The organism is Spirillospora sp. NPDC127506 (genome assembly GCF_040302145.1).
Classification (GTDB): domain Bacteria; phylum Actinomycetota; class Actinomycetes; order Streptosporangiales; family Streptosporangiaceae; genus Spirillospora.
On the sequence record NZ_JBEORG010000040.1, the window covers coordinates 25,138 to 48,823 of the forward strand.

At 73.5% G+C, this 23,686-nt stretch carries 25 protein-coding genes and 1 pseudogene; 13 read left to right on the forward strand and 13 right to left on the reverse strand.

Going from position 1 to position 23,686, the window contains the following annotated elements; genetic code table 11:
* Positions 1 to 197: 197 nt before the first annotated feature.
* Positions 198 to 1,040, forward strand: a pseudogene (locus tag ABTW95_RS29140) (sensor histidine kinase); the annotation flags it as partial.
* Between the two features lie 13 nt (positions 1,041 to 1,053).
* Here the strand turns inward: ABTW95_RS29140 and ABTW95_RS29145 are convergent.
* Both ABTW95_RS29145 and ABTW95_RS29150 read right to left on the reverse strand, forming a co-directional pair.
* Positions 1,054 to 2,001, reverse strand: coding sequence for a TAXI family TRAP transporter solute-binding subunit (locus ABTW95_RS29145; RefSeq protein WP_500227945.1), 948 nt, complete (start codon positions 1,999 to 2,001; stop codon positions 1,054 to 1,056).
* A 331-nt stretch (positions 2,002 to 2,332) separates the two neighbouring features.
* Positions 2,333 to 2,890 (reverse strand): TetR/AcrR family transcriptional regulator, encoded by a 558-nt coding sequence (locus tag ABTW95_RS29150; protein ID WP_396450054.1) that lies wholly within the window; start codon positions 2,888 to 2,890, stop codon positions 2,333 to 2,335.
* Between the two features lie 71 nt (positions 2,891 to 2,961).
* Between ABTW95_RS29150 and ABTW95_RS29155 the strand changes: the two genes are divergently transcribed.
* Positions 2,962 to 4,338, forward strand: a complete 1,377-nt coding sequence (locus ABTW95_RS29155) for an amidase (RefSeq protein ID WP_396450052.1) — start codon at positions 2,962 to 2,964, stop codon at positions 4,336 to 4,338.
* 13 nt (positions 4,339 to 4,351) lie between these two features.
* On the opposite strand, the gene ABTW95_RS29160 is transcribed toward ABTW95_RS29155, so the two are convergent.
* The 5 genes from ABTW95_RS29160 to ABTW95_RS29180 all read right to left on the reverse strand — a co-directional run bounded on the left by ABTW95_RS29160 (position 4,352) and on the right by ABTW95_RS29180 (position 9,532).
* Positions 4,352 to 5,113 carry a glucose 1-dehydrogenase gene (locus tag ABTW95_RS29160; RefSeq protein WP_396450050.1) on the reverse strand — a complete coding sequence of 254 codons (762 nt, stop codon included), beginning with the start codon at positions 5,111 to 5,113 and terminating at the stop codon, positions 4,352 to 4,354.
* A 68-nt stretch (positions 5,114 to 5,181) separates the two neighbouring features.
* Positions 5,182 to 5,760 carry a TetR/AcrR family transcriptional regulator gene (locus tag ABTW95_RS29165; protein ID WP_396450048.1) on the reverse strand — a complete coding sequence of 193 codons (579 nt, stop codon included), beginning with the start codon at positions 5,758 to 5,760 and terminating at the stop codon, positions 5,182 to 5,184.
* Positions 5,761 to 5,846: 86 nt separating this feature from the next.
* Positions 5,847 to 6,533, reverse strand: a complete 687-nt coding sequence (locus tag ABTW95_RS29170; protein WP_396450046.1) for an endonuclease V — start codon at positions 6,531 to 6,533, stop codon at positions 5,847 to 5,849.
* A gap of 33 nt (positions 6,534 to 6,566) precedes the next feature.
* Positions 6,567 to 7,775 (reverse strand): serine hydrolase domain-containing protein, encoded by a 1,209-nt coding sequence (locus ABTW95_RS29175; RefSeq protein ID WP_500227946.1) that lies wholly within the window; start codon positions 7,773 to 7,775, stop codon positions 6,567 to 6,569.
* Positions 7,776 to 7,840: 65 nt separating this feature from the next.
* Positions 7,841 to 9,532, reverse strand: coding sequence for a bifunctional lysylphosphatidylglycerol flippase/synthetase MprF (locus ABTW95_RS29180; protein WP_500227947.1), 1,692 nt, complete (start codon positions 9,530 to 9,532; stop codon positions 7,841 to 7,843).
* A gap of 154 nt (positions 9,533 to 9,686) precedes the next feature.
* Here ABTW95_RS29180 and ABTW95_RS29185 point away from each other — a divergent pair, with 154 nt between their 5' ends.
* Positions 9,687 to 10,142: a flavodoxin family protein gene (locus ABTW95_RS29185; RefSeq protein ID WP_396450038.1), complete on the forward strand. Its 456-nt coding sequence runs from the start codon at positions 9,687 to 9,689 to the stop codon at positions 10,140 to 10,142.
* A gap of 24 nt (positions 10,143 to 10,166) precedes the next feature.
* The gene (locus tag ABTW95_RS29190; protein ID WP_396450037.1) at positions 10,167 to 10,466 is read left to right on the forward strand and encodes a Dabb family protein; all 300 of its coding nucleotides are present in this window, start codon (positions 10,167 to 10,169) and stop codon (positions 10,464 to 10,466) included.
* A gap of 132 nt (positions 10,467 to 10,598) precedes the next feature.
* Here the strand turns inward: ABTW95_RS29190 and ABTW95_RS29195 are convergent, their stop codons facing one another.
* Positions 10,599 to 10,829: a hypothetical protein gene (locus ABTW95_RS29195; RefSeq protein WP_500227948.1), complete on the reverse strand. Its 231-nt coding sequence runs from the start codon at positions 10,827 to 10,829 to the stop codon at positions 10,599 to 10,601.
* 202 nt (positions 10,830 to 11,031) lie between these two features.
* Positions 11,032 to 11,700, reverse strand: coding sequence for a TetR/AcrR family transcriptional regulator (locus ABTW95_RS29200; RefSeq protein WP_396450033.1), 669 nt, complete (start codon positions 11,698 to 11,700; stop codon positions 11,032 to 11,034).
* A gap of 128 nt (positions 11,701 to 11,828) precedes the next feature.
* Here ABTW95_RS29200 and ABTW95_RS29205 point away from each other — a divergent pair, with 128 nt between their 5' ends.
* Both ABTW95_RS29205 and ABTW95_RS29210 read left to right on the forward strand, forming a co-directional pair.
* Positions 11,829 to 12,416, forward strand: coding sequence for an HAD family hydrolase (locus ABTW95_RS29205; protein ID WP_500227949.1), 588 nt, complete (start codon positions 11,829 to 11,831; stop codon positions 12,414 to 12,416).
* Positions 12,417 to 12,521: 105 nt separating this feature from the next.
* Positions 12,522 to 13,103, forward strand: a complete 582-nt coding sequence (locus ABTW95_RS29210; RefSeq protein ID WP_500227950.1) for a TetR/AcrR family transcriptional regulator — start codon at positions 12,522 to 12,524, stop codon at positions 13,101 to 13,103.
* 28 nt (positions 13,104 to 13,131) lie between these two features.
* Here the strand turns inward: ABTW95_RS29210 and ABTW95_RS29215 are convergent, their stop codons facing one another.
* Positions 13,132 to 14,202 carry an Rv1352/Rv1906c domain-containing protein gene (locus ABTW95_RS29215; protein WP_500227951.1) on the reverse strand — a complete coding sequence of 357 codons (1,071 nt, stop codon included), beginning with the start codon at positions 14,200 to 14,202 and terminating at the stop codon, positions 13,132 to 13,134.
* A gap of 102 nt (positions 14,203 to 14,304) precedes the next feature.
* Between ABTW95_RS29215 and ABTW95_RS29220 the strand changes: the two genes are divergently transcribed.
* Positions 14,305 to 14,973: a hypothetical protein gene (locus ABTW95_RS29220; RefSeq protein WP_500227952.1), complete on the forward strand. Its 669-nt coding sequence runs from the start codon at positions 14,305 to 14,307 to the stop codon at positions 14,971 to 14,973.
* Positions 14,974 to 15,036: 63 nt separating this feature from the next.
* On the opposite strand, the gene ABTW95_RS29225 is transcribed toward ABTW95_RS29220, so the two are convergent.
* Positions 15,037 to 15,612: a hypothetical protein gene (locus ABTW95_RS29225; protein ID WP_500227953.1), complete on the reverse strand. Its 576-nt coding sequence runs from the start codon at positions 15,610 to 15,612 to the stop codon at positions 15,037 to 15,039.
* A 198-nt stretch (positions 15,613 to 15,810) separates the two neighbouring features.
* On the opposite strand from ABTW95_RS29225, the gene ABTW95_RS29230 reads away from it, so the two are divergent.
* From ABTW95_RS29230 to ABTW95_RS29255, 6 genes are all read left to right on the forward strand, one after another.
* Positions 15,811 to 16,107, forward strand: coding sequence for a hypothetical protein (locus ABTW95_RS29230; protein WP_500227954.1), 297 nt, complete (start codon positions 15,811 to 15,813; stop codon positions 16,105 to 16,107).
* Positions 16,108 to 16,489: 382 nt separating this feature from the next.
* Positions 16,490 to 17,572, forward strand: coding sequence for a sugar ABC transporter substrate-binding protein (locus tag ABTW95_RS29235; protein WP_396451610.1), 1,083 nt, complete (start codon positions 16,490 to 16,492; stop codon positions 17,570 to 17,572).
* A gap of 116 nt (positions 17,573 to 17,688) precedes the next feature.
* Positions 17,689 to 18,474 carry an ATP-binding cassette domain-containing protein gene (locus ABTW95_RS29240; RefSeq protein WP_396451612.1) on the forward strand — a complete coding sequence of 262 codons (786 nt, stop codon included), beginning with the start codon at positions 17,689 to 17,691 and terminating at the stop codon, positions 18,472 to 18,474.
* Between the two features lie 11 nt (positions 18,475 to 18,485).
* The gene (locus ABTW95_RS29245) at positions 18,486 to 19,769 is read left to right on the forward strand and encodes a sugar ABC transporter permease (RefSeq protein WP_500227955.1); all 1,284 of its coding nucleotides are present in this window, start codon (positions 18,486 to 18,488) and stop codon (positions 19,767 to 19,769) included.
* A 189-nt stretch (positions 19,770 to 19,958) separates the two neighbouring features.
* Positions 19,959 to 20,717, forward strand: coding sequence for an ATP-binding cassette domain-containing protein (locus ABTW95_RS29250; RefSeq protein ID WP_500227956.1), 759 nt, complete (start codon positions 19,959 to 19,961; stop codon positions 20,715 to 20,717).
* Positions 20,717 to 21,943, forward strand: a complete 1,227-nt coding sequence (locus ABTW95_RS29255) for an ROK family transcriptional regulator (RefSeq protein WP_396451636.1) — start codon at positions 20,717 to 20,719, stop codon at positions 21,941 to 21,943. Before ABTW95_RS29250 ends, ABTW95_RS29255 begins: the two co-directional genes overlap by 1 nt.
* A 28-nt stretch (positions 21,944 to 21,971) precedes the next feature.
* Here ABTW95_RS29255 and ABTW95_RS29260 read toward each other — a convergent pair whose 3' ends face one another.
* Together ABTW95_RS29260 and ABTW95_RS29265 are read right to left on the reverse strand one after the other, a co-directional pair.
* Complete coding sequence (locus tag ABTW95_RS29260; RefSeq protein WP_500227957.1) at positions 21,972 to 23,174, reverse strand: lysylphosphatidylglycerol synthase transmembrane domain-containing protein; 1,203 nt, start codon at positions 23,172 to 23,174, stop codon at positions 21,972 to 21,974.
* A 208-nt stretch (positions 23,175 to 23,382) separates the two neighbouring features.
* Entirely contained in the window at positions 23,383 to 23,652 is a 270-nt protein-coding gene (locus tag ABTW95_RS29265) for a hypothetical protein (protein WP_396451619.1), read from the reverse strand.
* Between the last annotated feature and the right edge of the window lie 34 nt (positions 23,653 to 23,686).

Genomic DNA, 23,686 nt, shown 5'->3' on the forward strand with positions numbered 1-23,686 from the left:
GCGACGCCCTCTCCGGGGAGCGCTCCGACAACAAGGACGTGGTGTGGCCCTGGCAGCGCGCGCCGATGATCGTGGCGGAGCCGGTGGGCCTCGGCGGCCGGGTCGTCGCCGCCGTCATCACGATCTCGCCCACCGGCGCCGTCCGGTCCCACACCCTCACCCGGTGGGCGGAGCTGGCCGCCGCCGGCCTCGCCGCCATGCTGGTCTTCGGCTTCGCCGCCGTCCCGCTGACCCGCTGGGTGCTGCACCCGGTCCGCCGGCTGGACGAGGTCACCGGCGAGCTGTCCGCCGGCCAGTGGCAGGCCCGGGTCGCCGTGACGACCGGCCCCGCCGAGCTGCGGCGGCTCGCCGAGCATTTCAACGCGATGGTCACGGCGGTCGGCCGGGTCCTGGAACAGCAGCGCTCGTTCGTCTCCTACGCCGGCCACCAGATGCGCAACCCCCTCGCCACGCTGCGGCTGCGGGTGGAGAACCTGGCCCCGCACGTCCCGCCCGACGGGGAGCGCGACCTCGCGCTGGCCGTCGACGAGGTCGCCCGGCTGGGCCGCATCCTGGACGGCATCCTGGCGCTGGCCCGAGCGGAGGGCGGCGGCTGCCCCATCGGCGTGGTCGACTGCGGCCGGGTGGTCCGGGAACGCGTGGAGGCGCTCCGCGGCGACCCGTCCGGTGTGCGCGTCCGGCACCGCGGCGCGAAGCACGCCGCCGTCCTCGCCGTGCACGACGGCGTCGGCCAGATCCTCGACGCCCTCCTCGACAACGCGGTCAAGTTCGCCGGCCGGGGGGCGACCGTCACCGTCGCGGTGTCGCGCCCCTTCCCCTCCCCGGACGGCCCGATGGTCGCGATCGACGTCGTCGACGACGGACCGGGCCTCCCCGAGACCGACCTGGCCAACGCCGCCCAGCGGTTCTGGCGCAGCCCGGAGCACCAGAACGTCGACGGCACCGGCCTCGGCCTGAGCATCGCCACGGCCCTCGCCGAGGCGTCCGGCGGCGCCCTGCGGCTCCGCCCCGCCCAGCCGCACGGCCTGCACGCCACCGTCGTCCTGCCGGCGGTCAGCCCTGGCGCTTCGCCTCCCGGTAGTACCGAATCGCGCCCGGATGCAGGGGCAGCGGGTACGTCGAGACCGCCGACCTCCGGTTCAGGTGCAGCGCCTCCGGGTGCACGGCGGCGAGCTCGTCCCGCCGCGTGAACAGCAGCCGGGTCAGCTCGTAGGCGCGCTCGTCCGGCATCGAGGCGTTGACCACCAGGTAGTTCGGCACCCCGACCGTCCCCACCTGCTTCACCAGGCCGTACGCGGACGCGAGGATCGACCGCTCCTCGTAGAACGCCCGGTACCGCCGCTTCAACGGCTCGACGTAGCCGCTGAGGTCGATCAGCCGGATGGGCATCTGCCGCGCCAGCTCGGCGATCGCCCCGGTGGGCAGCCCACCGGAGAAGAAGAACGCGTCGACGCGGCCGCTCCGCAGCGCGTCCGCGGCCTCTCCCACCGGCAGCTCGCGGACCCGGACCCCGTCCCGGCCGACCCCGGCGACCGTGAGCAGCCGGGTCGCGATCAGCTCCGTCCCCGAACCGGCCGCCCCGAGCGACACGGTCCGCCCCTTCAGGTCGGTCAGCCGCCGGATCCCGCTGTCCGCCGGGACGACGAGGTGCGTGTAGTTCTCGTACAGCCGCGCCAGCGCGACGACCGGCTCGCGTCTCGTGAAGGGGGGCCGCCCCTCGAACGCCAGTGCGGCCGAGTCGGCCAGCGTGAACGCCACGTCGGCCCGGCCCAGGCCCATCAGCCGGAGGTTCTCCACCGAGGCCCCGGTCGAGATGACCTGCGGCCGCGCCCCCGGCAGCCGCTCCCGGGCCACCTTGGCGAGCCCCTGGCCGTAGGCGTAGTAGACGCCCTCCCGGTTCCCGGTCGCGATCACCAGCCGCCAGGGCCGCGCCTCCGGCGCTCCGCACCCGGCCGCGGCGGCGAGCATGCACGCCGCGAGGACCGCTGTGACCCACCTCACAGCCGCCGATCGTACGCCATCCCAGATCACAGCCCTGCCACGTTCCGAACACGGAACACATTTCCGGCGCCCGGCCACCTTTCCGGCGGTCACCGCCCGCCCCGAATAAGCGCGGCTCAGCGCTTCCCTAAGTGAGGCTTAAGGGCGTTCTGCCGGGGGTTCGCGGGGCCTAGCGTTGCGGGTGTCAGATTGAAGAGACGGCGGAGGTGCACAGGCGGAGAGCGAAGCGAACGTCGGCTGAGGTTCCGACTGAGGTTCCTGATTGAGACAGGTTTCTGGCCCGCACGGCCCCGTAACCCCGCTCTGGGGCCGTGCGGGCCAGAATCCTTTTTCAGCGGGGGAGTGCGCCCAAGAGGAGCAGGCGGAAGGCGTCCGCGGTGCCGGTGCCGGAGGTGTCGCCGGTGGCGAGGCGGCGGATGGCGAGTCCGTAGAGCATCGTGACGACCGCGGGGGCGTGGCTCTCCGCGTCCGGGATGCCGAGGGCCTTCAGGACCGCGGTGGCGAGCTCGTCGTAGGCGGCCACGGAGCGCTTCGAGGTCTCGCGGAGCCCCGGGTCGCGGGCCGCGTGCAGGTGGAGCTCCAGGTTCGCTATGTGCTCGGGGCCGTCGGTGAAGGCGAGTATGGCCTTCTCCACCTCGTCGGGGGCCTGGTCGGGGGGCATGCCCGTTTCGGCGAGGGCCGTGACATAGGCGGTGATGCGGGTTATCTCTCGTTCGACGAAGGTGTGCAGGGCCTCGCGGAGGAGGTCCTCCTGGCTCGGGAAGTGGTAGGTGAGGGATCCGAGGGAGACGCCGGCCGCGCGGGCGACGGCGCGGTTGGTCACGGCGCCGATCCCTCGCTCGCCGATGAGGCGGAGGGTGGCCTGGAGGATTTCGTCGCGGGCGCTCATCGGTGCACAGTCTTCCCTACGGCCGGTGCGTTCTGTATCGTTCGTTCGAACGAACGATAGCGGGAGGTCGCGTGGTGCTGGGGCTGGCGGGGCAGGCTGAGGCGTTGGCGCGGGGCGATGTCACGTCCAGCGAGCTGGTCGAGGAGAGCCTGGAGCGCATCGGGCGCAAGGAGTCGCTCGGGGCGTTCCGGGTGGTGCGGTCCGAGGCCGCGGCGCAGGAGGCGCTGGAGGCGGACAAGCGCCTCGCGGACGGGGAGCGCCTGCCGCTGCTCGGGGTGCCCGTGGCGGTCAAGGACGACACCGACCTGGCGGGGGAGACCACGCCGTTCGCGGTGTCGGGGGACCACCTTCCGGCGAAGCGGGACGCGGAGGTCGTGCGCAGGCTGCGGGCGGCCGGGGCCGTCATCGTCGGGAAGACCACGACGTGCGAGCTGGGGCTGTGGCCGTTCAGCGAGTCCGAGGAGTTCGGGTGCGCCCGGAACCCGTGGAATCCCGAGTACACGCCGGGCGGGTCGTCGGGCGGGTCGGCGGCGGCCGTGGCGGCGGGGATGGTCGCCGGGGCGGTCGGTTCCGACGGGGCCGGTTCGATCCGGATTCCGGCGGCATGGACGGGGCTGGTGGGCATCAAGCCGCAGCGGGGACGGGTCTCCGGGTATCCGCAGACCGATCCGTTCAACGGCATCACGGTGTGGGGGCCGCTGGCCAGGAGCGTCGAGGACGCCGCACTGATGCTCGACGTCCTGACCGGGAGCCATCCGGAGGACGTGTATCAGCTCGACCCGCCGGTGCGCTCCTTCGCCGAGGCGGCGAGGCGCGAGCCGAGGCGGTTGCGTATCGCCGTTTCGTTCCGGACGGCCTTCGGGGTGAGCGGCAGACTCGACCCCGAGATCCGGGCGGCCGTCGAAAGGCTCGCGAGGCGGCTGACCGACCTGGGGCACAAGGTCTTCCCCGCCGATCCCGACTACGGGCCGGTGGGGCTCGGGCTCATCCCGCGCGGGACGGCCGGCGTGGCGGACTGGCTGGATTCCCTGCCGAATCCGCGGCCCGATCCCCGGACGGAGGCCGAGGCGCGCATCGGCAGGGTCGTCGGGAAGCGGCTGCTGCCCCTGGCGAAGAAGATGGATCCGTACCTGCGGCGGAAGGTCGGGCGCATCTTCCGGTTCGCCGATGTCGTGATGACCCCCACCACCGCTCAGCCGCCCTTCCGGGTGGGGGCCTTCGACGGGGCCGGCTACCGGAAGACGCAGTCGGGCGTCGCGGCGGCCTGCCCCTACGCGTGGACGTGGAATGTGCTCGGCTGGCCCGGGGTGAACGTCCCGGCGGGGTTCACCAGGAGCGGACTGCCGATCGGGGCCCAGCTCCTCGGGCACGACTCCGACGAGGCCACGCTCATCTCGCTCGCCGCCCAGCTGGAGGCGGTCGAGGGGTGGGTCGAGCGGCGTCCGTGACGGCGCTACCGGCTCAGTACCCCGCGCCGGTCAGCATCCCGCCGTCGACCAGGACCTCGCTGCCGGTGCAGTAGGACGAGTCGTCCGAGGCGAGGTAGACGACGAGGCCCGAGACCTCCTTGGACTTGGCCATGCGGCCGAGGGGCAGCGAGTTCATGAACGCGTCGGCGCTGCCCGCCTTCGCCGCGATGATGTCGTCCTGCATGAACAGCGGGGTCACCACGCCGCCGGGGTGGATGGAGTTCACCCGGATGCCGTACTGCCCGAGCTCGCGGGCGGCGGACTTGGTGAGGCCGCGGACGCCGAACTTGCTGGAGCTGTAGGCGGCGAGGCCGGCCGCGCCGATGAACCCCTCGGTCGAGGACACGTTGACGATCGAGCCGCCGCCCGCCTCCCGCATCGGCGCGATCACCGACTTCACGCCGAGCCACTGGCCGACGAGGTTCACCTCCAGGATGCGGCGGAACTCGTCGAGCGCCATGTCCTCGATGGTCTTGTGCCGGATGATGCCGGCGTTGTTGACCAGGACGTTCAGCGCGCCGAACGTGGTCGTCGCGGTCTCGACGGCCGCCCGCCAGTCGTCCGGCGATGTCACGTCCATCCGGACGAACCGGGCGCCGTCCCCGAGGTCGGCGGCGAGCTTGGCGCCCTCCTCCTCCAGGACGTCGCCGAACACCACCCTGGCGCCCTCGGCCAGGAACCGGCGGACGTGCGCCTTGCCCATCCCGCGCGCGCCGCCGGTGATCAGCGCCACCTTGCCGTCAAGCTGCCCCATCAACGCTCCTCGAAGCCGGTTGCCTGTCCAGTAACCTAGCGAACGCTTGGTCAACCGAACAAGGCGCCCTAGCCGGTGCGCAGGCCGTCGAAGAGCAGGTTCAGCATCCGGTCGGCGTAGGCCGGCGGGTCGGGGGTGCGCTCGGACGCGACGCCGATCGCGTTGGTGATCCGCAGCAGGTCGCGCGGGTCGATCTCGGCGCGGATCGCCCCCGCGCGCTGCGCCCGGTCGAGCAGCCGGCCGAGCGCGTCGCAGATCGCCGCGGCCGCGGCGCCGAGGCCGGTGTCCGCCCACTCCGCGCCCATCGCCTCGATGATCACGGTGGCCGTGCCGCGCGGCGTCATCGCGCCGGCGAGATAGGTGCGCAGCCAGCGGCCGAGCGCGGCCTCCGCCTCGGACAGGTCGGGTTCGGCCAGCAGCTCGTCGGCGTGCGCGAGGAGCCCGTCGATCCGTTCGCGCAGGACGGCGTGCAGCAGCGCGTCGCGGGTGGGGAAGTGCCGGTACAGCGTCCCGGAGCCGACGCCCGCGCGCTTGGCGATGTCGTCGAGGGACGCGCCCGTGCCGTGCTCGGTGAACGCGATGCGGGCGGTCGTGATGAGTCGTTCGTAGTTGCGGCGGGCGTCGGCCCGCATCGGCCGGGTGTCCATGGGCACCGTCCAGCGGTTCAGCGGACGACCTGCGATGGTCGCCGACTGGCGTTGGGACGAGCCTGCCATCTCCGAGGGGGCGAGCGCTACCCGGCGAGGGCGTCGCGGGACAGCCGGTCGGCCCGGCGGGTGGTCTCCGGCAGCCGGTAGCGGCGCGCCAGCGACAGGACGTGGCGGCACGCGGTGTCGAGGCCGATGCGGTTCCCGACGGACACGAACACCGGCTTCACCCCGTCCCGGGTGCGCAGGACGCGCCCCACGACCTCGCCTCCGTCCAGCAGCGGGCTCGCGTCGCCGCGCCGCGGGCCCGGCCGCTCGTAGGCGCCGACGAAGGCGGTCTTGCCGACGCCGACCGCCGGCAGCCCGGTCAGCACGCCCACGTGGCAGGCGAGCCCGAACCGCCGGGGATGCGCGATCCCGAACCCGTCGCAGACGAGCAGGTCGGGGGTGGTCTTCAGGGCGCGGAGCGCGTCGAGCAGCGTGGGCAGCTCGCGGAACGCGAACAGGCCCGGCACGTAGGGGAAGGAGGCGGTGCCGACGGCCACCGACTCCTCCAGCACCTCCAGGGTCGCGGCGTCCAGCACGACCGCGGCGGCGGCCAGCCGCGTGCCGGTGCCGCCGCCGTCGCCCGCGTAGGAGACGTCCAGGCCGGCGACCGTGCGCGGCGCGGCGGGCCCGGGGACGTCCAGTTCGAGCATCGGGCGCAGCCGGTCCTGGACGGCCTCGGCCTCCTCGGCCGTGGCCGGCCAGGCATGAAGCTCGCGCACCTCCATGCCCCGGCACGTTACCGGGCGCTCGGATCCCGTTCAGGACAGGGCCGCGTAGGCGGCCTCGACCAGCCGGTAGGCGCGCAGGTCGCCGGACAGCTGGTCGCCCATCAGGTTCGGCAGGTATGCGAACGCGAGCCCGGCGTCGGGGTCGCCGAGGCCGATGGACCCGCCCGCGCCCGTGTGCCCGAACGCCGTCTCCCGCCCCGCCGCCGGGACGAAGAACGTCTGCGCCGGCCGCATGAAGCCGAGCCCGAACGCGCTGTCGACGAGCATCGTCCGGTCCGGGCCGCTGACGCGCGGGCGGATCGCCTCGCGCAGCGTGTCGGGCCGCACGATCCGGCCGGCCACGAGGTCGCGGTAGAACGCGGCGAACGCGGGCGCGGTGGCGAGCATCCCGGCGGACGGCCAGCCCGCGCGCAGCACGACCGGGTTGTTGTACCCGCCCTTGCCGGGGTGCGGGTTGTTCAGCGCCCGGTTCATCATGCTGTCCGGGTCGGTGTACGCGGCGGCGAGGCGCGCCAGCAGGTCGCGGCCGGCGCCTCTGCGGGCCTCGGCGCCCGCGGACGCGTCGGCGGCCTCGGTGGCCTCGGCGGCGGGGGCGGCGCCGCGCCGTGCGGCCGACAGCTTCGCGGCCCGCTCGATCACGTGGTCCGGGGCGCCGATCCACAGGTCCAGGCCGCGGGCGAACTCGTCCTTCACGAACGCGCCGACCGTCCGGCCCGAGTGCCGCCGGACGATCTCGCCGGCCAGCCAGCCGTAGGTCAGCGCGTGGTAGCCGTGCGCCTCGCCGGGCGTCCACTCCGGCTTCTGCGCGGCCAGCTCGGCCGCGAGGCCGGGGGCGTCGGCCGCGTCCTCCGCCGGCACCGGGCGCGCGAACGCGGGCAGCCCCGCCTGGTGGGAGAGGAGGTGGGCGGCGGTCGCGCCGTCCTTGCCCTCCGCGCCGAACTCCGGCCACCAGCCGGTGACCGGGCCGTCCACGTCGTAGGCGCCGCGCTCGGCGAGCAGCAGCGCGGCGGCGGCCGTGACCGCCTTGGTGCAGGAGAACCCGAAGCAGGGCGTGTCGGGCAGCCACGCGCGGCCGGTGCGCCGGTCGGCGACGCCGCCCCACAGGTCGACGACCTTGCGGTCGCCCGCGTAGACGGCGACGGCGGCGCCCAGCTCGCGCCCCTCGGCGAAGTTCCGCTCGAACACCTCGCGGACGCCCGCGAACGCGGGGTCGCAGTGGCCCTGCACCTGTGTGCTCATGCCGCATTCCTCTCGACGGGAGTCCATAGAATCACGTTCTAGGATTCCCCGGCGAGGGCGGGCGGTCAGCGGCCCAGGTGGTGGACGGGCTCGGTGAGGGGCTCCGCCGCGGGCCGGGCCGCGCGGGTGCGGCCGAACTCCAGCGTCAGCAGCGCGGCGGCCAGCAGCACGATGTCGGACCAGGAGCGGAACACCACGTTGCGCGGCTTGTAGGACGGCCGGAACTTCTTGTTGAACAGGTACAGCGACTCCACGGCGATCCACGGGTCCAGCAGGTGGAGCGCCTGGTAGCCGGCCTTCTCCAGGACGCCGCGCTCGTCGTTGTCGAGCAGCTCGCGGAAGGCGGCGAAGTTCAGCGAGACGACGCCGTGGCCGCGCTCGGCGGCGTACTCGATCATCTCGACGATGAGCCGCTCGTTGACCCCGTTGGGCCCGCCGGGGACGCGCCGCATCGCGTCCAGGCTGATGCCCTGCCCGGCGGTGACGTAGCGCTGGAACGCGATGGGCTCCTTGTCCTCGTCGTAGGCGATCGCGACGACCGCGCCCGGGTGGTAGCCGGTGAGCAGCTCGTCCAGGTTCATCGAGAAGCCGCGCTCGGCCGCGCCGCCGAGGGACCTGGACGCGACGTCCAGCAGCCTGCCGCGCAGCTCCGGCGCGAGGTCGCGCTCCGCGACGATCTCGGAGGTGACGCCCGCGTTCTCGGTGCGCTGCACCGCCTGCCGGACGTTGCGCATCCGGCGCCCGGTCAGCGTGAACGCGCCGGGCTCGATGACGACCTCGTCGCCGAACCCGATGGTGCGGACGCGGCCCCAGGCGGGGAGCAGCTCGTCGCTCGCGCCGAGGACGGCCGGGCGCCAGCCCGCCGCCCGGCACATCGCGAGGAACTCCTGGACGGCCGCGGCGTGCGAGGCGGGGTCGCCGACCGGGTCCCCGCCCGCGACCGCGACGCCGAACAGCACGCGGTAGCCGATCGCGGCCCGGCCGTCCGCGCTGAACACGTACGCCTTGTCGCGGCGCAGCGCGAACGGGGCGAGGGTGTCGGAGCCGGGGTGCGCGACGAGGGCGGCGACGCGGCGGCGCTCCGGCTCGTCGCCGGGCGGCGGGGACGGGTCGGGCGCGAGCAGCGTGGTGACGAGGACGAGCAGCCCGGCGGCGCCGGCCAGGCCGAGGAGCCCGGGCAGCCAGGACGCGCCGTCCAGCGGCGCCCCGGTCGAGCCGAGGCCGGCCGCGACCGCGCCGACCGACCGGACCGACACGCCGCCGAACACCAGCGAGACGGCGATGGCGGCGACGACCAGCAGCGCGCCGGTCTTCAGCGCCGTGCGGACGCGCTCGTGGTGCGGGCGCACCGGGAACCGGTCGCGCTCCAGCCACAGCCCGCCGAGGACGGCGCCGAGCAGCGGCAGCCGCCACAGCGGGTCCTCGCCGGTGACGACGGCGAGCAGGCCGAGCGCGATCAGCACGACGAGGCCGTACCAGGCGGCGCGGCGCAGCAGCAGCACGCCGCGGGCGACGAGCGCGAGCGCCAGCCCGAGGGCGAGGGCGTGCGCGGGGGCGAGCGGGCTGCCGGTGACGAGCCGGGACAGCCGCTCCAGCCAGGACGGGGCGGCGGGCAGCGCCGGCACCGCGACGAGCACGGCGACGAGCGCCGTGGCCAGCGCGAGCGGGCGCACCGACCGCGCGGGCGGATCGGCCTCCCGCCCCTCCGCCGGGGAGCCTTGGGGGCCCGGCCCCCGCGATGACTCGTCTGGTCGCACGAAGTACACCTCCGCTGAGCCCCCAACCAAGATCCTTTGGAACTCATTCCCCGGGGCGGACGTTGAGTATGCCTCGTAAGTGCAGCCTACGGCGGAGGGCCGGGCGGTGGCCGCACCCGGCCAGGGGCGGCGGGCCGCCGATAGTCTCGTGGTGATGAAGAGGCTGCTGATCGTCCACCACACGCCGTCCCCGTCCGTCCAGGCGATGTTCGAGGCGGTGCGCGCGGGCGCGTCCACCGACGAGATCGAGGGCGTGGAGATCGTGTCCCGCCCGGCGCTGACGGCGTCCGCCGTGGACGTGCTGGAGGCCGACGGCTACCTGCTCGGCTCGCCCGTCAACCTCGGCTACCTCTCCGGGGCGCTCAAGCACTTCTTCGACCAGATCTACTACCCGTGCCTGGAGGAGACGGTCCGCCGCCCGTTCGGGGCGTTCCTGCACGGCAACAGCGACGCGACCGGCGCGCTGCGCGCGCTGACCTCCATCACCGGCGGGCTGAAGTGGAAGGCGGTCCAGCCGCCCGTGGTGGTGACCGGCGAGCCCGGCCGGGCCGACCTGGAGGCGTGCTGGGAACTCGGCGCCATCACCGCGGCGGAACTCGGCGGCGTCTGAGGGGCCGGCCGATAGCTTTCCCCCATGAGTGGATTCCGCCATGTGGTGTTGTTCAAATGGGTCGAGGGCACGACGACCCGCCAGCAGGACGAGGTCGCGGAGAAGCTGGGCGAGCTGCCCGGCCGCATCCCCGAGATCAAGACGTACAGCCTCGGGGTGAACGCGGGCGTGAACCCCGGCGGCTACGAGTTCGCGGTCGTCGCGGACTTCGCCGACCGGGACGCCTACCTCGTCTACCGGGACCATCCCGACCACCGCGCGGTGATCGACGCCTACATCACCCCGATCGTCGCGGAGCGCGCGGCGATCCAGTACGAGATGTGAGCGCCGAGCGTAACCGAGCAAGCGCTTGTGTCCGAACGAATTTCGGGTTAGTTTCTGCAGAGACGCCCGCCGGGAACGGATCGCGCCCCGTTCCCGGCGGGCGGCGCACGCCTCCCGGCCGGCGGGGCGCGGTCAGCCGAAGCCGCGCAGGTTCACGATCTCCTCGCGGAGCCGCTCCGCCGAGGGCGCCTCCACCAGCCGCGGCCCGTCCCGCAGGAGCACCATCGCCCACCACGATCCGGTCGCCTCGCCGTACCAGACCCGTACTCCGGGGAACGTCTCCTGAAGGGCGCGCGCCGTGGCGGCTCGCAGGGCCGCGGGCGTGGGCCCGTCATGACCGGCGGTGCCGCGCTCAGCCGTCATGCCGCCCTCCCCCGTCGATCAGTCCGCTAACAGCGTCCCCACGGGCCAATGCGTCACCCCTACTCGGCGATTTGTGACTAAGCACACTATGGGGGTTAGCAGCCGCTCACTGTGGGATACCGCGCCGGATGTGTCCGAACGGACGTATTCGGAGGGCCGAAAGGCCGGGGCGCGCCGCACGGGGCCTGCGGGCGGGCAGGGGCTAGTGCAGGTTGATGCCGTCGAACATGACCTTGAGGTAGTGCTCGGCCAGGCCCTGGGCGTCCAGCCGGCCGCCCGGCCGGAACCAGCGGACCGCCACCCACACGGTGTCGCGGATCATCCGGTAGGTGAGCTTCGGGTCGAGGTCGGGGCGGAAGAGCCCCTCCTTCTGGCCCGCGGCGAGCGTGTCCACCCACATCTTCTCGACCTCGTCCTCGGACTTGGTCAGGTAGGCGAACCGGTCCATGCCCTTGAGGTAGTTCCAGTCGTTCTGCATCACCGTGATGGCGGCCCGGTGCGGCTCCAGCGTGCCGAACGCGACCCTGACCAGCCCGGCGATGGTCTCGCGCGGGTCGCGGCCCTCCTCGATCACGGCCCGGTAGGAGGCCATGATCTCGGTGAAGAAGCCGGAGAGGATCTCGTCCACGATCGACTCCTTGGAGTCGAAGTGGTGGTAGAGGCTGCCGGACAGGATGCCCGCCTCGTCGGCGATGTTGCGGACCGTGGTGGCCTGGAAGCCCTTCTCGGCGAAGAGTTCGGCCGCGAGTCTGACCAGGTGCTCGCGCCGTTCCGACGTCAGGGCCGAGGAGCCCCTGCCGCGCCGGCGGGGACCGCCCTCGCCCGCCGCGCGGGTTCTGGTTCGTCCGGACTTAGCGCTCGTGGTCGTCACCCTCTCATTATGCCGTGCCGCCCAACCGCTTGCTCGATTCGGCCGCCGCCCCAGGCTACGGGTATTACCAAGCGCTTGCTACGGGTCCGTGCGGAGGGATCCGCCGCGCGCCGCATAGGCTCGGGCGCATGGCCGATGTGATCGTGTTCGACCTGTACGGAGTGATCGCCCGCACCCAGGCGCCGGAGGCGGTCCGGCGGATCGAGGAGCTGGCCGGGGCGGGCGGCCCGGCGTTCTGGGACGCCTACTGGGCCTGCCGCCCCGCCTACGACGCCGGCCAGGAGAGCGCGGCCTACTGGGCGGACGTCGCGGCCCGCCTCGGCGTCCGGTTCCGCGACGTCCCCGCGCTGATCGAGGCCGACCTCGACAGCTGGACCCGCGTGGACGACGAGATGGTCGCCCTCGTCCACGACCTCGCCGACGCGGGCCGCACCCTCGGCCTGCTCTCCAACATCATCGCCGACCTCGTCCCGCGCTTCGAGGCCCGGCACGGCGCCCTGCTCGACCGCTTCGACGCGCTCGTCTACTCGTGCCGCATCGGCGTCGCCAAGCCCGACCCGCGCGCCTTCGAGATCTGCGCCGAGCGCCTCGGCGCCGCACCCGGCGACGTCCTGTTCTTCGACGACAGCGAGCGCAACGTCCGCGCCGCCCGCGAAGCGGGCATGCGCGCCGAGGTCTTCACCGGCCCCGCCCAGGTCCGCTCCCTGACCGCCTGACGCGCCGGAGGCGGCGTCCCCGGAAGTCGTCAGCCCGAGGGGCGGCGGGAGGGCTCCTCACTGTGGTACGGCTGTATCATTATGATACATCGGTACCATAGGGGTGTGCCGAGAACCGCCGACCACGACGCGCGCCGCGCGCAGATCATCGACGGGCTGGTCCGCTCCGCCGCGCGGGACGGGCTGCACGCCGTCACCATGCGGTCGGTGGCCGCGGAGGCGGGGGTGTCGCTGCGGCTCGTCCAGTACTACTTCGAGAGCAAGGCGCGGCTCATGAACGCGGCGCTGGAGCGGCTGGAACGGCAGAGCCGCGAGCGGTGGGCGGCCCGCCTCGCGGGCCTGGACGACCCGTCACCGCGCGAGGTCGTCGAGGCGCTGCTCGCCGAGGCGCTGCCGACCGATCCGGAGAGCCGCGCGTTCCACCAGGTGTGGACGTCCTACGCCGTGCTGGCGCTGACCGAGCCCTCGCTGGCGGCGCAGCCCTTCGTGGACGGCCCCGACCGCCTGGAACGGCAGCTCGCGGAGCTCTTCGCCGAGGCGGGCGCGCCCGGCGACCCCGGCCTTGAGGCGGCGCGCCTGCTCGCCCTCGCCCACGGCCTCGGGACGAGCGTCCTGGTGGGGCGGCGGAGCGCGGAGTCCGCGATGGAGATCCTCCGCCGCCACCTGGACGAGGTCCTCCCGCGCTAGCGTCCGCGGGCGGCGCCCGGCGGAGGGGTCACCGCGGTGGCGGGAGCTCGCTGCCGGCCTCGGCGGCCTTGGCGAGGCGCTCGCGGAGGGTGCGGAGCAGCTCCTCGCCCTGCTCGGTGAGCCGCTCGATCGCGGGGAGCGCCAGGTCGTCGCGGACGGTGTCGGCGAGCAGCTCGTCGTACTCGTGCGCCTTCTCGGCGATCGCCTCCAGGTGGCGCTGGGCGCGCAGGACCTCGTCGGCCGCCTTGGCGCGCTCGGCGTAGCGCTCCAGCGCCTCGACGCGGCGCGTCACCGCCTCGACCGAGATGTCGAGCTTCTCGCGCAGCGGGCGGAGCGCCGCCGCGACCTCGGGGAGGGCCGACTCCCCGGCCATCGCCGCGTGGTCGGCGCGCAGCTTCGACTGCTTGGCGAGGACCTGCGCGATCTCCCACTCCTGGTGGGGCAGCGTGACCGCGTTGTCCACGGCGTCCAGCAGGCCCTCGCGGTTGACGGCGGAGTCGCGGACGGCGTCGATCGCCGCCTGGACGCGGGCCAGCATCGCGCGGCCCTCGTCGTCGAGGTCCTCCGGGGTCAGGTAGCGGTCGCGGCGCCGCTCCAGCTCGCGGGCGCGGCGCAGGTCCAGCGAGACCGACGGGGTGCCGAGAGCGACCAGCACCGCCAGCATGCCGAGGCCGATCAGCCACAGGGAGCCGAGCAGCGGCGACCCGACCAGCCCGAGGGCGAGCACCGTGAGCGGCGCCAGCCACAGCAGCGGGCGGCGGCGCCCGACGATCGTGTCCAGCTCGGCGCGCAGCGTGGGGTCGGCGACGGGGCGCGGCTCGCCGGGCGAGCCGTCCTCGGGCGAGCGCGGGGGCGCGATCCGCCGCCAGGACGTGGAGACGTGGGTCTCGAACGCGAAGTCGGTCCGCGCGATCTCGATCTCGGTCGGGCCGGCGGGCAGCGGCCAGGAGCCGACCGGGTCGCCCCCGCCCGGGCCGGTGAAGCGCACCCACCAGCCGCCCTTGCCGTCCTCGCATCGGTAACGGCCGGGAGCGACGTCGATACCGACGAAGTATGTTCCGATTCCCGGTATGGAATCACTCCACGTACCACTGGTCACCGGAGACCTCCCGTACCTGAACGACGTCCGGGGGACGGCAAGAGTTGCATTACCCCGCATCCGCGGGGAGAAAGCCGGATCCGGTTTTGGAATACTCCTCGGGTGCGACCCGACTACGACCCCCTCGATGATCCGCCCTGGGCGATGCAGCTGGTAGTACGCGCAGAGAAGGCCGATCCGCCCAGTCACGGCGCGGTCTGCGAGGCGGCCGCGACCGCGGTCGTCCGGCTGCTCACCGACCCGCGCGCCGTCGAGGGCGAATGGCGGGACGCCGTCCGCGAGTGGGAGTCGCGGCGCATACGGAAGGTGACGAGGCGGGCGCGCGGGGTGCGGTGGCCGGAGGTGCAGGCGCTGCCCGGCGTCACCGTCGAGCACGCGGGCGCGCAGGTGCGGGCGTTCCCGCCCGGCCCGGTGTCGGACGTCCCGCCGCAGCTGGCGAAGCTGCAGGTCGCGGGCCTCGACCTGGCCGAGGCCGAGGAGCCCCCGCCGCCGCCCGCGCCCCCGTACGCGGCGATGGCCCTCAACCCGGACGTGACGATCACGACCGGGAAGGCCGCCGCGCAGTGCGGGCACGCGGCCCAGCTGCTGCTCCGGCAGGGCCGCCGCAAGGACGTCGCGGCGTGGGTCGACGCGGGCGCCCCCGTGCACCTGGCCCGGGACGTCCCGTGGAGCATGTGCGTGAAGAAGGCGGCGGTCGCCGTGCGCGACGGCGGGTTCACCGAGGTCCCGCCGGGCACCATGACCGCGATCGCGTGGATCGTCCGCGGGTAGCGCGAACGGCGCGGAGGCGGGCCGCCGGGCGAGAGGCCCCGCCGCCGGCGGCCTCCGCCGAGATCAGTCGCGCTTCTCCGGGCGGGGGCGCGGGCGCGGCCCGGTCAGCGCGGCGGCCCGCTCGATCGCCTGGAGGGCGAACTCCTGGGTGCGGGTGAGCCCGCGCGGCCCGGCGGGCGGCGCGCCGGGCCCGGCGGCGGCCCGCGGCGCGCTCGCGAGCTGGGCCTTCGCGCTGAGCCCGTAGGACAGGAACAGCAGCACGACGAACGCCGCCAGGTACAGCAGGTGCTCGATCAGGCCGCCCCACCGCCCCTTGAAGACGTCCAGGACGGCGAACATGGCGAAACCCGCCATCCAGCCGGCCAGCGGCGGCACGAACAGCACGTCGCGGCGGAGCGCCGTGCCCGCCGCCGCGCAGAGGACGAGCAGGACCTCCACCGCCTTGACGACGACGAGGACGCCGGTCGCGGGGCCGGACCCGAAGTAGCCCTCGGCCTCGTCCACCCGGTCGCCCCAGAGCAGCAGCCCGCTGAGCAGGGTCGTCACGCCGTACGCGAGGAGGAACACGCCGACCGCGGTGTGGAACCGGTGCCACGTCCGCACGCCCGATGCCGCCGGGACGTCCGCGTCCACCGTCATCTCCGTCCCCCTGTTCCGGTTCGTGTGCTACGCGCAACATATCCCGGATAGGGTCCCGGGGACCCGCCGAACGCGGGCCGTCCGCCGCCCCCGGACGGGCGGCGCACCGCGCTGACCAGCCGATGTGCTTGCGCCCCGGCCGGTGAAGCGGGAGGGTGAAGGCACGTCGGGCCGCGCGGAGTCCGTGAGGAAGCAAGGATGACGCCTGACGATACGGGAACGGCCGCGCCGTCGAAGACGCGGATCGAATATCTGGAAGAGCTCGGCGGCGAGCTGGTCAAGCGCGGCCTCCGGGTGCGCCTGCTGCTGCCCCGCGGGCAGTCGCCGAGCCTGCACGTGATGAATCCGGACGCCGCCGCCCTCACCGAGAACATCCTGGCGGAGCAGGGCGCGGACGGCTGGTGGTACTGGTGGTCGTGGGGCGAGCGCATCGCCGGGGCCGACGACGTCACCGCCGCAGCCGACCGCATCGCGGCCGTCCTCGCCGTGCGCTGACTCCGGGACGGCTCCGGAGTCCGGCCCGAGCCCCGCACCGCCCGGTCCCGGGGGAGGGACGGGCGGCCCCGGCGGCTCGGGCTGAATGTTGAGCCGAGAAACATTTCGCTGGACGCGGCCCCGCACGGGCATGCCCGGGGCCCCGCCGCGGCGCCCCGCCGCCGCGTCCCGGTCATCGTGCGGATCACCCTTGTTGATCTCGTGTTACGTGATTGTTACCGCCGACAACAAATCAACATGCCGTCAGGTCTGGCGCGACGGACATGGGCGACATAAGTTGCGGGACACAACATTCACCCCGGTGAACGTGTGATCTCGCTCACCGGGCCAATGCAGACCCCCGGCCGCGCCACGGCGGCCGCCCCCAGAAAGGACCCGGGCAATGCGCAAGGGGATCCTCAGCCTGATGGCCCTCACGACGGCCGCGGCGCTCAGCCTCACCGCGTGCGGGGACGACGGAAACGACTCCGGCGGCGGAGAAGCGGCCAAGGGCAAGGTCGGCGTGATCCTGCCCGACACGGCCTCCTCCCCCCGCTGGGAGAACTTCGACCGCCCCTACCTGGAGCAGGCCTTCAAGGCGGCCGGCATCCAGAGCGACATCCAGAACGCCGAGGGCTCGGCCCAGCGGTTCCAGACCATCGCCGACCAGATGCTCACCAGCGGCGTCACGGTCATGCTGATCACCGGCCTCGACTCCAACTCCGCCGCCGCCGTGCAGCGCAAGGCGCAGGCGCAGGGCGTCAAGACCATCGACTACGACCGGCTCACCCTGGGCGGCGTCGCCGACTACTACGTCTCCTTCGACAACGTGAAGGTCGGCGAGACGATGGGCGCGGGCCTGCAGAAGTGCCTGGGCGACAAGGACTCCAACATCGTCTACCTGAACGGCGCCCCGACCGACAACAACGCGACCCTGTTCGCCAAGGGCGCGCACAACGTCCTCGACAAGGTCTCCAACTACAAGAAGGTCGCCGAGCAGCCCGTCCCGGACTGGGAGGCCGAGAAGGCCGCGACGATCTTCGAGCAGATGTGGACCGAGCAGCACGGCAAGATCGACGGTGTCATCGCCGCGAACGACAACCTCGGCAACGCCGTCATCTCGATCCTGAAGAAGAACAAGCGGGCCGGCGACATCCCGGTCACCGGTCAGGACGCCACCGTCCAGGGTCTGCAGAACATCCTCGACGGCAACCAGTGCATGACGGTCTACAAGCCGACCAAGCAGGAGGCCGACGCGGCCGCCAAGCTCGCCATCTCGCTGATCAAGGGTGAGAAGGGCGAGACCACGGCCACCGAGCACGACCCGGTCGGCAAGCGGGACGTCCCGTCGGTGCTGCTCGACCCGATCAGCGTCACCAAGGAGAACGTGAAGAAGGTCGTCGACGACGGCTCCGTCAAGGCGGCCGACCTCTGCAAGGGGGCGTACGCGGCCAAGTGCGAGGCCGCCGGCATCACGGTCCAGTAACGACCCCCGTCGAACCTCGTGGCGGGCCCCGCACCGCTGAGGGCGTCCCGGGTACCCGGAAGCCCGGGACGCCAGGGGCCCGCCACGGGCGTGCGGCAGAACCTGGAAGGAAACACGTGGCTGAAAACGGAGACCCCGTCCTCCGCCTGACCGGGCTCAACAAGAGCTTCGGCGCCGTCCACGTCCTGCACGACGTGGACTTCACGCTGCGGCTGGGCGAGGTGATGGCCCTGGTCGGCGACAACGGAGCCGGCAAGTCGACGCTGATCAAGTGCATCGCCGGCATCCACCCCATCGACTCGGGGCAGATCGAGTTCGACGGCCGCCCGGTGACGATCGACGGACCGCGCACCGCGTCCGAACTCGGCATCGAGGTCGTCTACCAGGACCTCGCGCTCGCCGACAACCTGGACATCGTGCAGAACATGTTCCTCGGCCGCGAACGCCGCACCGGCATCGTCCTGGACGAGGCGTCGATGGAGGAGTCCGCCCGCGAGGTCCTCGCGCGGCTCTCCGTCCGCACCGTCAAGTCCGTCCGCCAGCAGGTGTCGAGCCTGTCCGGCGGGCAGCGGCAGACGGTCGCCATCGCCAAGGCGGCGCTGTGGGAGTCCAAGGTCGTGATCCTGGACGAGCCCACCGCGGCCCTCGGCGTCGCCCAGACCCGGCAGGTGCTCAACCTCGTCCGGCGCCTGGCCGACAGCGGCCACGCCGTCGTGCTCATCTCGCACAACATGAACGACGTCTTCGAGGTGGCCGACCGGATCACCGCGCTGTACCTCGGCCGTGTCGCCGCGGACGTCGCCCGCTCCGAGGTCACCCACGGCCAGGTCGTGGAGCTCATCACCGCCGGCCGTTCCGGTGATCTCGGCCTCGCGCCGACGACCGCCGCCGAAAGCATCTGAAGGGGGACCGCGTGTCCACCGACATCCCGAGCCAGAAGGACGCCGCCATGAAGCTGGCGGACTCGGACTTCGCGACCGACCGGCGCGAACACGACGTGAAGTCGGCGGTGCAGGACTACTGGAACAAGATCAAGTCCGGTGAGCTGGGCGCGCTGCCCGCCATCCTCGGCCTGATCTCCCTCGTCATCCTGTTCACCGCCCTGAAGCCCGACACCTTCCTCAGCAAGGCGAACCTCGCCAACCTGTCCACCCAGGCGCTCCCCATCACGATCCTCGCCATGGGCCTGGTGTTCGTCCTGCTGGTCGGCGAGATCGACCTGGCCGCGGGCGTCGCGAGCGGGCTCAGCGCGGCCGTCATGGCCAAGCTCCTCGTGGACGGCGGCCAGCCCTGGTACGTCACGATCATCAGCGCGATCGCGACCGGCATCGTCATCGGCACCGTCATCGGCTGGCTGGTCGCCGTACTGCGCATCCCGTCGTTCGTCGTCACGCTCGCCTTCTTCCTCGGCCTGCAGGGCATCACCCTGCGGCTCATCGGTGAGGGCGGCACGGTGCCCGTCCGCGACGACGTCATCGTCGCGATCGCCACCAAGAACATGCCGATCTGGCTCGGCTGGACGCTCGCCGCCGCCTGCTCGATCGGCTACACCGCGACCCTGCTGCTGCGCTGGCGGCGCCAGCGCGTCCGCGGCCTGCACTCCAAGCCGCTGGAGTTCGTGATCGCGCAGTCCGCGGTCGTCGCCGCGGCGCTGCTGATCAGCACCTACGTGCTCAGCCAGGACCGGGCGCCGAGCCCGCTGATCACGCTGGGCGGCATCCCGTGGGGCGTCCTGCTGGTCGGCATCCTGCTGATCGTCTGCACGTTCGTGCTCGGCCGCACCGCCTACGGGCGGCACATCTACGCCGTCGGCGGCAACGCCGAGGCCGCGCGCCGGGCCGGCATCAACGTCACCCGCATCCGGATCTCCGTCTTCATGATCGGGTCCGGGATGGCCGCGGTGAGCGGCATCGTCGCCGCCTCCCGGCTCAACTCGGTCGCCACCGACGCGGGCGGCGGCAACACGCTGCTGTACGCGGTCGGCGCCGCCGTCATCGGCGGGACGAGCCTGTTCGGCGGGCGCGGCAAGGCCCGCGACGCCGTCCTCGGCGGCCTCGTCATCGCCATCATCGAGAACGGCCTGGGCCTGCTCGGGACCAAGGCGTACCTGAGCTTCCTCATCACCGGGGTGGTGCTCCTGCTCGCCGCCACCATGGACGCGCTGGCCAGGCGCCGGCGGTCGTCCGCCGGGCGATGAGACCGCGGACGCGGTGATCCCGTGAACGCGGCCCGGGACGCCTGGGAGCCGGTGGCCCGCACCATCGGCTCCCAGGCGTGGCCGGACGGGGCCTCCGGCGGTTCCGGGGCTCCGGGCACGGCTGATACGCTCACGAGCCACGACCGCCTGGCGCACGGCGGCGGTGCGGCACGGTGGGAGCCCCTCGGCATGTCAGTGACGCCGGCCTTGGACCTGCGCGGCATCGACAAGAGCTTCGGGTCCGTCAAGGTCCTGCACGATGTCTCGTTCTCCGCCTACCCCGGCGAGGTCACCGCGCTCGTCGGCGACAACGGCGCCGGCAAGACGACGCTGGTGAACTGCATCGGCGGCATACACCCCATCGACCGGGGCGAGTACCGGTTCGAGGGCGAGCCGGTGAAGGTGTCCAGCCCGCGCGCCGCCACCCGGCTCGGCATCCAGATCGTCCACCAGGACCTCGCGCTCTGCGAGAACCTCGACATCGTCGAGAACCTCTTCCTCGGCCGCGAGGAGCGCAGCCGCCTCACCCTGGACGAGGAGCTGATGGAGGAGACGGCGCGCACCGCGCTGTCGACGCTCGCCGTCCGCACGCTGGGCTCGGTCCGGCGGCGGGTCGCCACGCTGTCCGGCGGGCAGCGGCAGATCGTCGCGATCGCCCGCGCCGTCCTGCTGGACGCCAAGGTCGTCGTGCTGGACGAGCCGTCCGCCGCGCTCGGCATCGCGCAGAGCCAGCAGGTCCTGGAGTTCGTCCGGCGGCTCGCCGACAAGGGCCTCGCGGTCGTGCTCATCTCGCACAACATGAACGACGTCTTCGCGATCTCCGACCGGATCGCCGCCCTGTACCTCGGCCGCATGGTCGCCCAGGTCAGGACCGCCGACATCACCCACCGGCAGGTGGTCGAGCTGATCACCTCGGGCACCACGGGAGAGCTGGGGCTGCGCCGATGATGAAGGCGGGCCCGTCACAAGAGGACATCCGGCGACACAACCTCGGAACCCTGCTGCGGTTCGTGCACCTGCGCGGCCCGGCGTCGCGGGCGACGCTCGCCGAGTCCCTCGGCCTCAACCGCAGCACGATCATGGCGCTGACGGCCGACCTCACCGCGGCCGGACTCGTCCGCGAGGAGCTGCCGCGCGGCCCCGGGCGGCGCGCCGGGCGGCCGTCCCTCGTCGTGCGGCCCGAGTCGACCCGCGTGTACGTGCTGGCGTTCGAGGTCGGCGTCGACCGGCTCGTCGTCGCCCGCGTCGGGCTCGGCGGCGTCGTGCTGGACCGGCGCGAGGGCGTGCGGACCCGCGACTCCGACCCGTCGGAGCTGCTCGGCGTGCTCGTCGCCGGCGCCCGCTCCCTGGTCCGCAAGGCCGAGCGCGACGCCGTCTGCGTGGGCGCGGCGCTCGGCTTCCCGGGCACCGTCCGCCGCTCCGACGACACCATCATGTTCGGCCCGAACCTCGACGTCGGCGAGCTGCGGCTCGGCGACGCGCTGTCGCGCCGCCTCGGCCTCGGCATCCCGGTCTCCGTCTGCAACGACGCCAACCTCGGCGCGCTGGCCGAGCACGAGCGCGGCGCCGGGGTCAACTGCGACAACCTCATCTACCTGCACGGCGACGTCGGCGTCGGCGGCGGCATCATCGCGCACGGCCGGCTGCTCGGCGGCGACGAGGGCTTCGGCGGCGAGATCGGCCACATGATCATCAACCCGGGCGGGCGGCGCTGCGCGTGCGGCTCCAAGGGCTGCCTGGAGGCCGAGGTGGGGGAGCGGGCCCTGCTCGCCCACGCCGGCCGGGAGGAGACCCCCGGGCAGGCGGGGCGCGACGCGGTGCGCGACGTCCTCGCGTCCGCGGACGCGGGCGACATCGTGGCGCGGGAGGCGCTGCAGCGCGTCGGCGCCTGGCTCGGCCTCGGCGTCGCCAACCTCGTCAACGTGTTCAACCCCGGCATGGTCGTCTTCGGCGGGACGCTCCGCGACATCTACCTCGGCGCCGCCGCGCAGATCCGCAGCGTCCTCGCGACCGGCGCCCTCGCCGCGCCGCGCGAGAAGGTCAAGCTCCGCACCGCCGCGCTCGGCGACGACACGACCCTCGTCGGCGCCGCCGAGTTCGCCTTCGCCGAGGTCCTCGCCGACCCCGTCCAGGTGCTGACCAGGCTCCGCGCCCCCGAGGACAGCCCCGTCTAGCCGCCCCGTGCCGTTGCGCCCGGCCGCGTCACGGGCGGTTGGGCTTGGCCTGGGGGTTCAGCGGGACGGTGGTGTACGGGGTGGCGAAGGCGAAGGCCGTCATGCCGTCCATCAGCAGGGTTCCGGCGGCGGCGAGGCGGGACTTGACGCGGGCGTGCTCGTGCAGGGCGGCCCAGGCCAGCCAGCCGACCGCGACGACCGCCCAGTAGGACACCAGGCGGTAGAGGCCGACGGCCGCGGCGGCGGGGGACAGGGCGGCGCCGAACGCGACGAGGGAGGCGGCCATGCTGCCCTCGATCGCGCCGAGCCCGCCGGGCAGCAGCGGCAGCATGCTGCCCGCCGCCTGGGCGGCGAAGTAGGTGAGGGCGACGCCGTTGGGCGCGACGTCGATGCCGACCGCGTGCGCCGCCGACAGCAGCGCCAGGATGTCGAACACCCAGTTCAGCAGGGCCAGCGAGGCGAGCGCCGCCCAGTCGCGGCCGGTGGGGCGCAGCACGTCGCGCACGCCCGCCAGCCGCTCGGCGTACGGGGCCGTCCTGGGGTGGGCGAGCGCGAACCGGCGGGCGCGGCGCAGCGGCGCCGTCACCCGGGCGCGCAGCCGCGGCCGGCGCAGCGCGGGGACGAGCGCGGCCGCGAGGGCCAGCGGGACGGCCAGCGCGATCAGCGCGGGGCCGCGGGCGTGCGGGTCGGCGAGCAGCGCCAGCAGGCCCACCAGCGAGTAGGCGGTGGTGGTGATGACGCCGCCGGCCAGGATCACCGCGGTCGCCAGCCGGGCCGACGCACCGCCGCGGCGGAACTGCCGGAACGTGTAGACGACGCTCACCGCGGGGCCCGCCGGCAGCGTCGTGGACAGCGCGTTGCCCGCGTAGGTGATCGCGAACGCGCGGCGCAGCGTCATCCGCAGGCCGCCGACGCGCAGCAGCCGGCGCTGCAGCCGGGCGAACGCGCCCATCGACCCCGCCACGGCGAGGACGACCACGGTGAGCCAGCCGGGGTCGGCGTGCGCCGCGGCCGACCAGACGGCGCCGAGGTCGGGCAGCTCGTCGCGGTAGAGCGGGACGGCGGCGAGGGCCGCCAGGACCAGCGCCCACTGCGTGATCAGCCCCAGCCTGCGCCGCCACCAGGGGCGCCGGGCCGCGTCGTCGTCCCGCGCCGGACCGGCGGGCGGGAACGGGGATTCGGCTTCGGCCTCGGCCGGGGGACGGGCCGGTGCCGCGACTGTTTCGTGCATGTCCCGGTCACCTCGCAAGTCAGCCCGCCAAGCGCAACCTACGGCCCGCCTATGACATTCCCCCCGATGCGGAAACGAACCGCAAAGAGACCCCTGCCACACGCGTCACCGCGGTCGCGCCGCGGGCCCTTCGGCGATCTCGCCCCCGGCTCCCGCACCCCGGGATCGGACGCGGGCGCCCCGGGCGGTACGAGGGGCGAGGTCGGGTTCAGGGCCGGCGGGTGGGGTTCACCGCGTCGGACTCGGCGGGGGCGTCCGGATGGGGGCGCTCGTCGTCGCCGGGCCTGGCGGCCTGCTCCTCGTACTCGGTGATGCCGAGCCCGTCCCTGCTCTGCTCGGGCTCCTCGATCACCAGCTCCTCCGGCGGATCGGTCACGTACTCCTCGGTCAGGGCGATCTCCTCGTCCTGATCGTTGTCGCCCATGTCGTCGGCGTCCTCGCGGAAGCCGCGGGTCCCGCCGGGCTCGCCTGCCCTCATGGATTCCTCCCGGTTCGCAGCGGTTTCAGCTGAT

Excerpts from the sequence above, each read along its gene's own strand:
- ABTW95_RS29255 (WP_396451636.1), top strand. The coding sequence starts at position 20,717 with ATGAAGGCGGGCCCGTCACAAGAGGACATCCGGCGACACAACCTCGGA.
- ABTW95_RS29225 (WP_500227953.1), bottom strand. The coding sequence starts at position 15,612 with ATGACGGTGGACGCGGACGTCCCGGCGGCATCGGGCGTGCGGACGTGG.
- ABTW95_RS29165 (WP_396450048.1), bottom strand. The coding sequence starts at position 5,760 with ATGGACACCCGGCCGATGCGGGCCGACGCCCGCCGCAACTACGAACGA.
- ABTW95_RS29230 (WP_500227954.1), top strand. The coding sequence starts at position 15,811 with ATGACGCCTGACGATACGGGAACGGCCGCGCCGTCGAAGACGCGGATC.
- ABTW95_RS29235 (WP_396451610.1), top strand. The coding sequence starts at position 16,490 with ATGCGCAAGGGGATCCTCAGCCTGATGGCCCTCACGACGGCCGCGGCG.
- ABTW95_RS29205 (WP_500227949.1), top strand. The coding sequence starts at position 11,829 with ATGGCCGATGTGATCGTGTTCGACCTGTACGGAGTGATCGCCCGCACC.
- ABTW95_RS29265 (WP_396451619.1), bottom strand. The coding sequence starts at position 23,652 with ATGAGGGCAGGCGAGCCCGGCGGGACCCGCGGCTTCCGCGAGGACGCC.
- ABTW95_RS29160 (WP_396450050.1), bottom strand. The coding sequence starts at position 5,113 with ATGGGGCAGCTTGACGGCAAGGTGGCGCTGATCACCGGCGGCGCGCGC.
- ABTW95_RS29170 (WP_396450046.1), bottom strand. The coding sequence starts at position 6,533 with ATGGAGGTGCGCGAGCTTCATGCCTGGCCGGCCACGGCCGAGGAGGCC.
- ABTW95_RS29195 (WP_500227948.1), bottom strand. The coding sequence starts at position 10,829 with ATGACGGCTGAGCGCGGCACCGCCGGTCATGACGGGCCCACGCCCGCG.
- ABTW95_RS29175 (WP_500227946.1), bottom strand. The coding sequence starts at position 7,775 with ATGAGCACACAGGTGCAGGGCCACTGCGACCCCGCGTTCGCGGGCGTC.
- ABTW95_RS29250 (WP_500227956.1), top strand. The coding sequence starts at position 19,959 with ATGTCAGTGACGCCGGCCTTGGACCTGCGCGGCATCGACAAGAGCTTC.
- ABTW95_RS29260 (WP_500227957.1), bottom strand. The coding sequence starts at position 23,174 with ATGCACGAAACAGTCGCGGCACCGGCCCGTCCCCCGGCCGAGGCCGAA.
- ABTW95_RS29185 (WP_396450038.1), top strand. The coding sequence starts at position 9,687 with ATGAAGAGGCTGCTGATCGTCCACCACACGCCGTCCCCGTCCGTCCAG.
- ABTW95_RS29190 (WP_396450037.1), top strand. The coding sequence starts at position 10,167 with ATGAGTGGATTCCGCCATGTGGTGTTGTTCAAATGGGTCGAGGGCACG.
- ABTW95_RS29150 (WP_396450054.1), bottom strand. The coding sequence starts at position 2,890 with ATGAGCGCCCGCGACGAAATCCTCCAGGCCACCCTCCGCCTCATCGGC.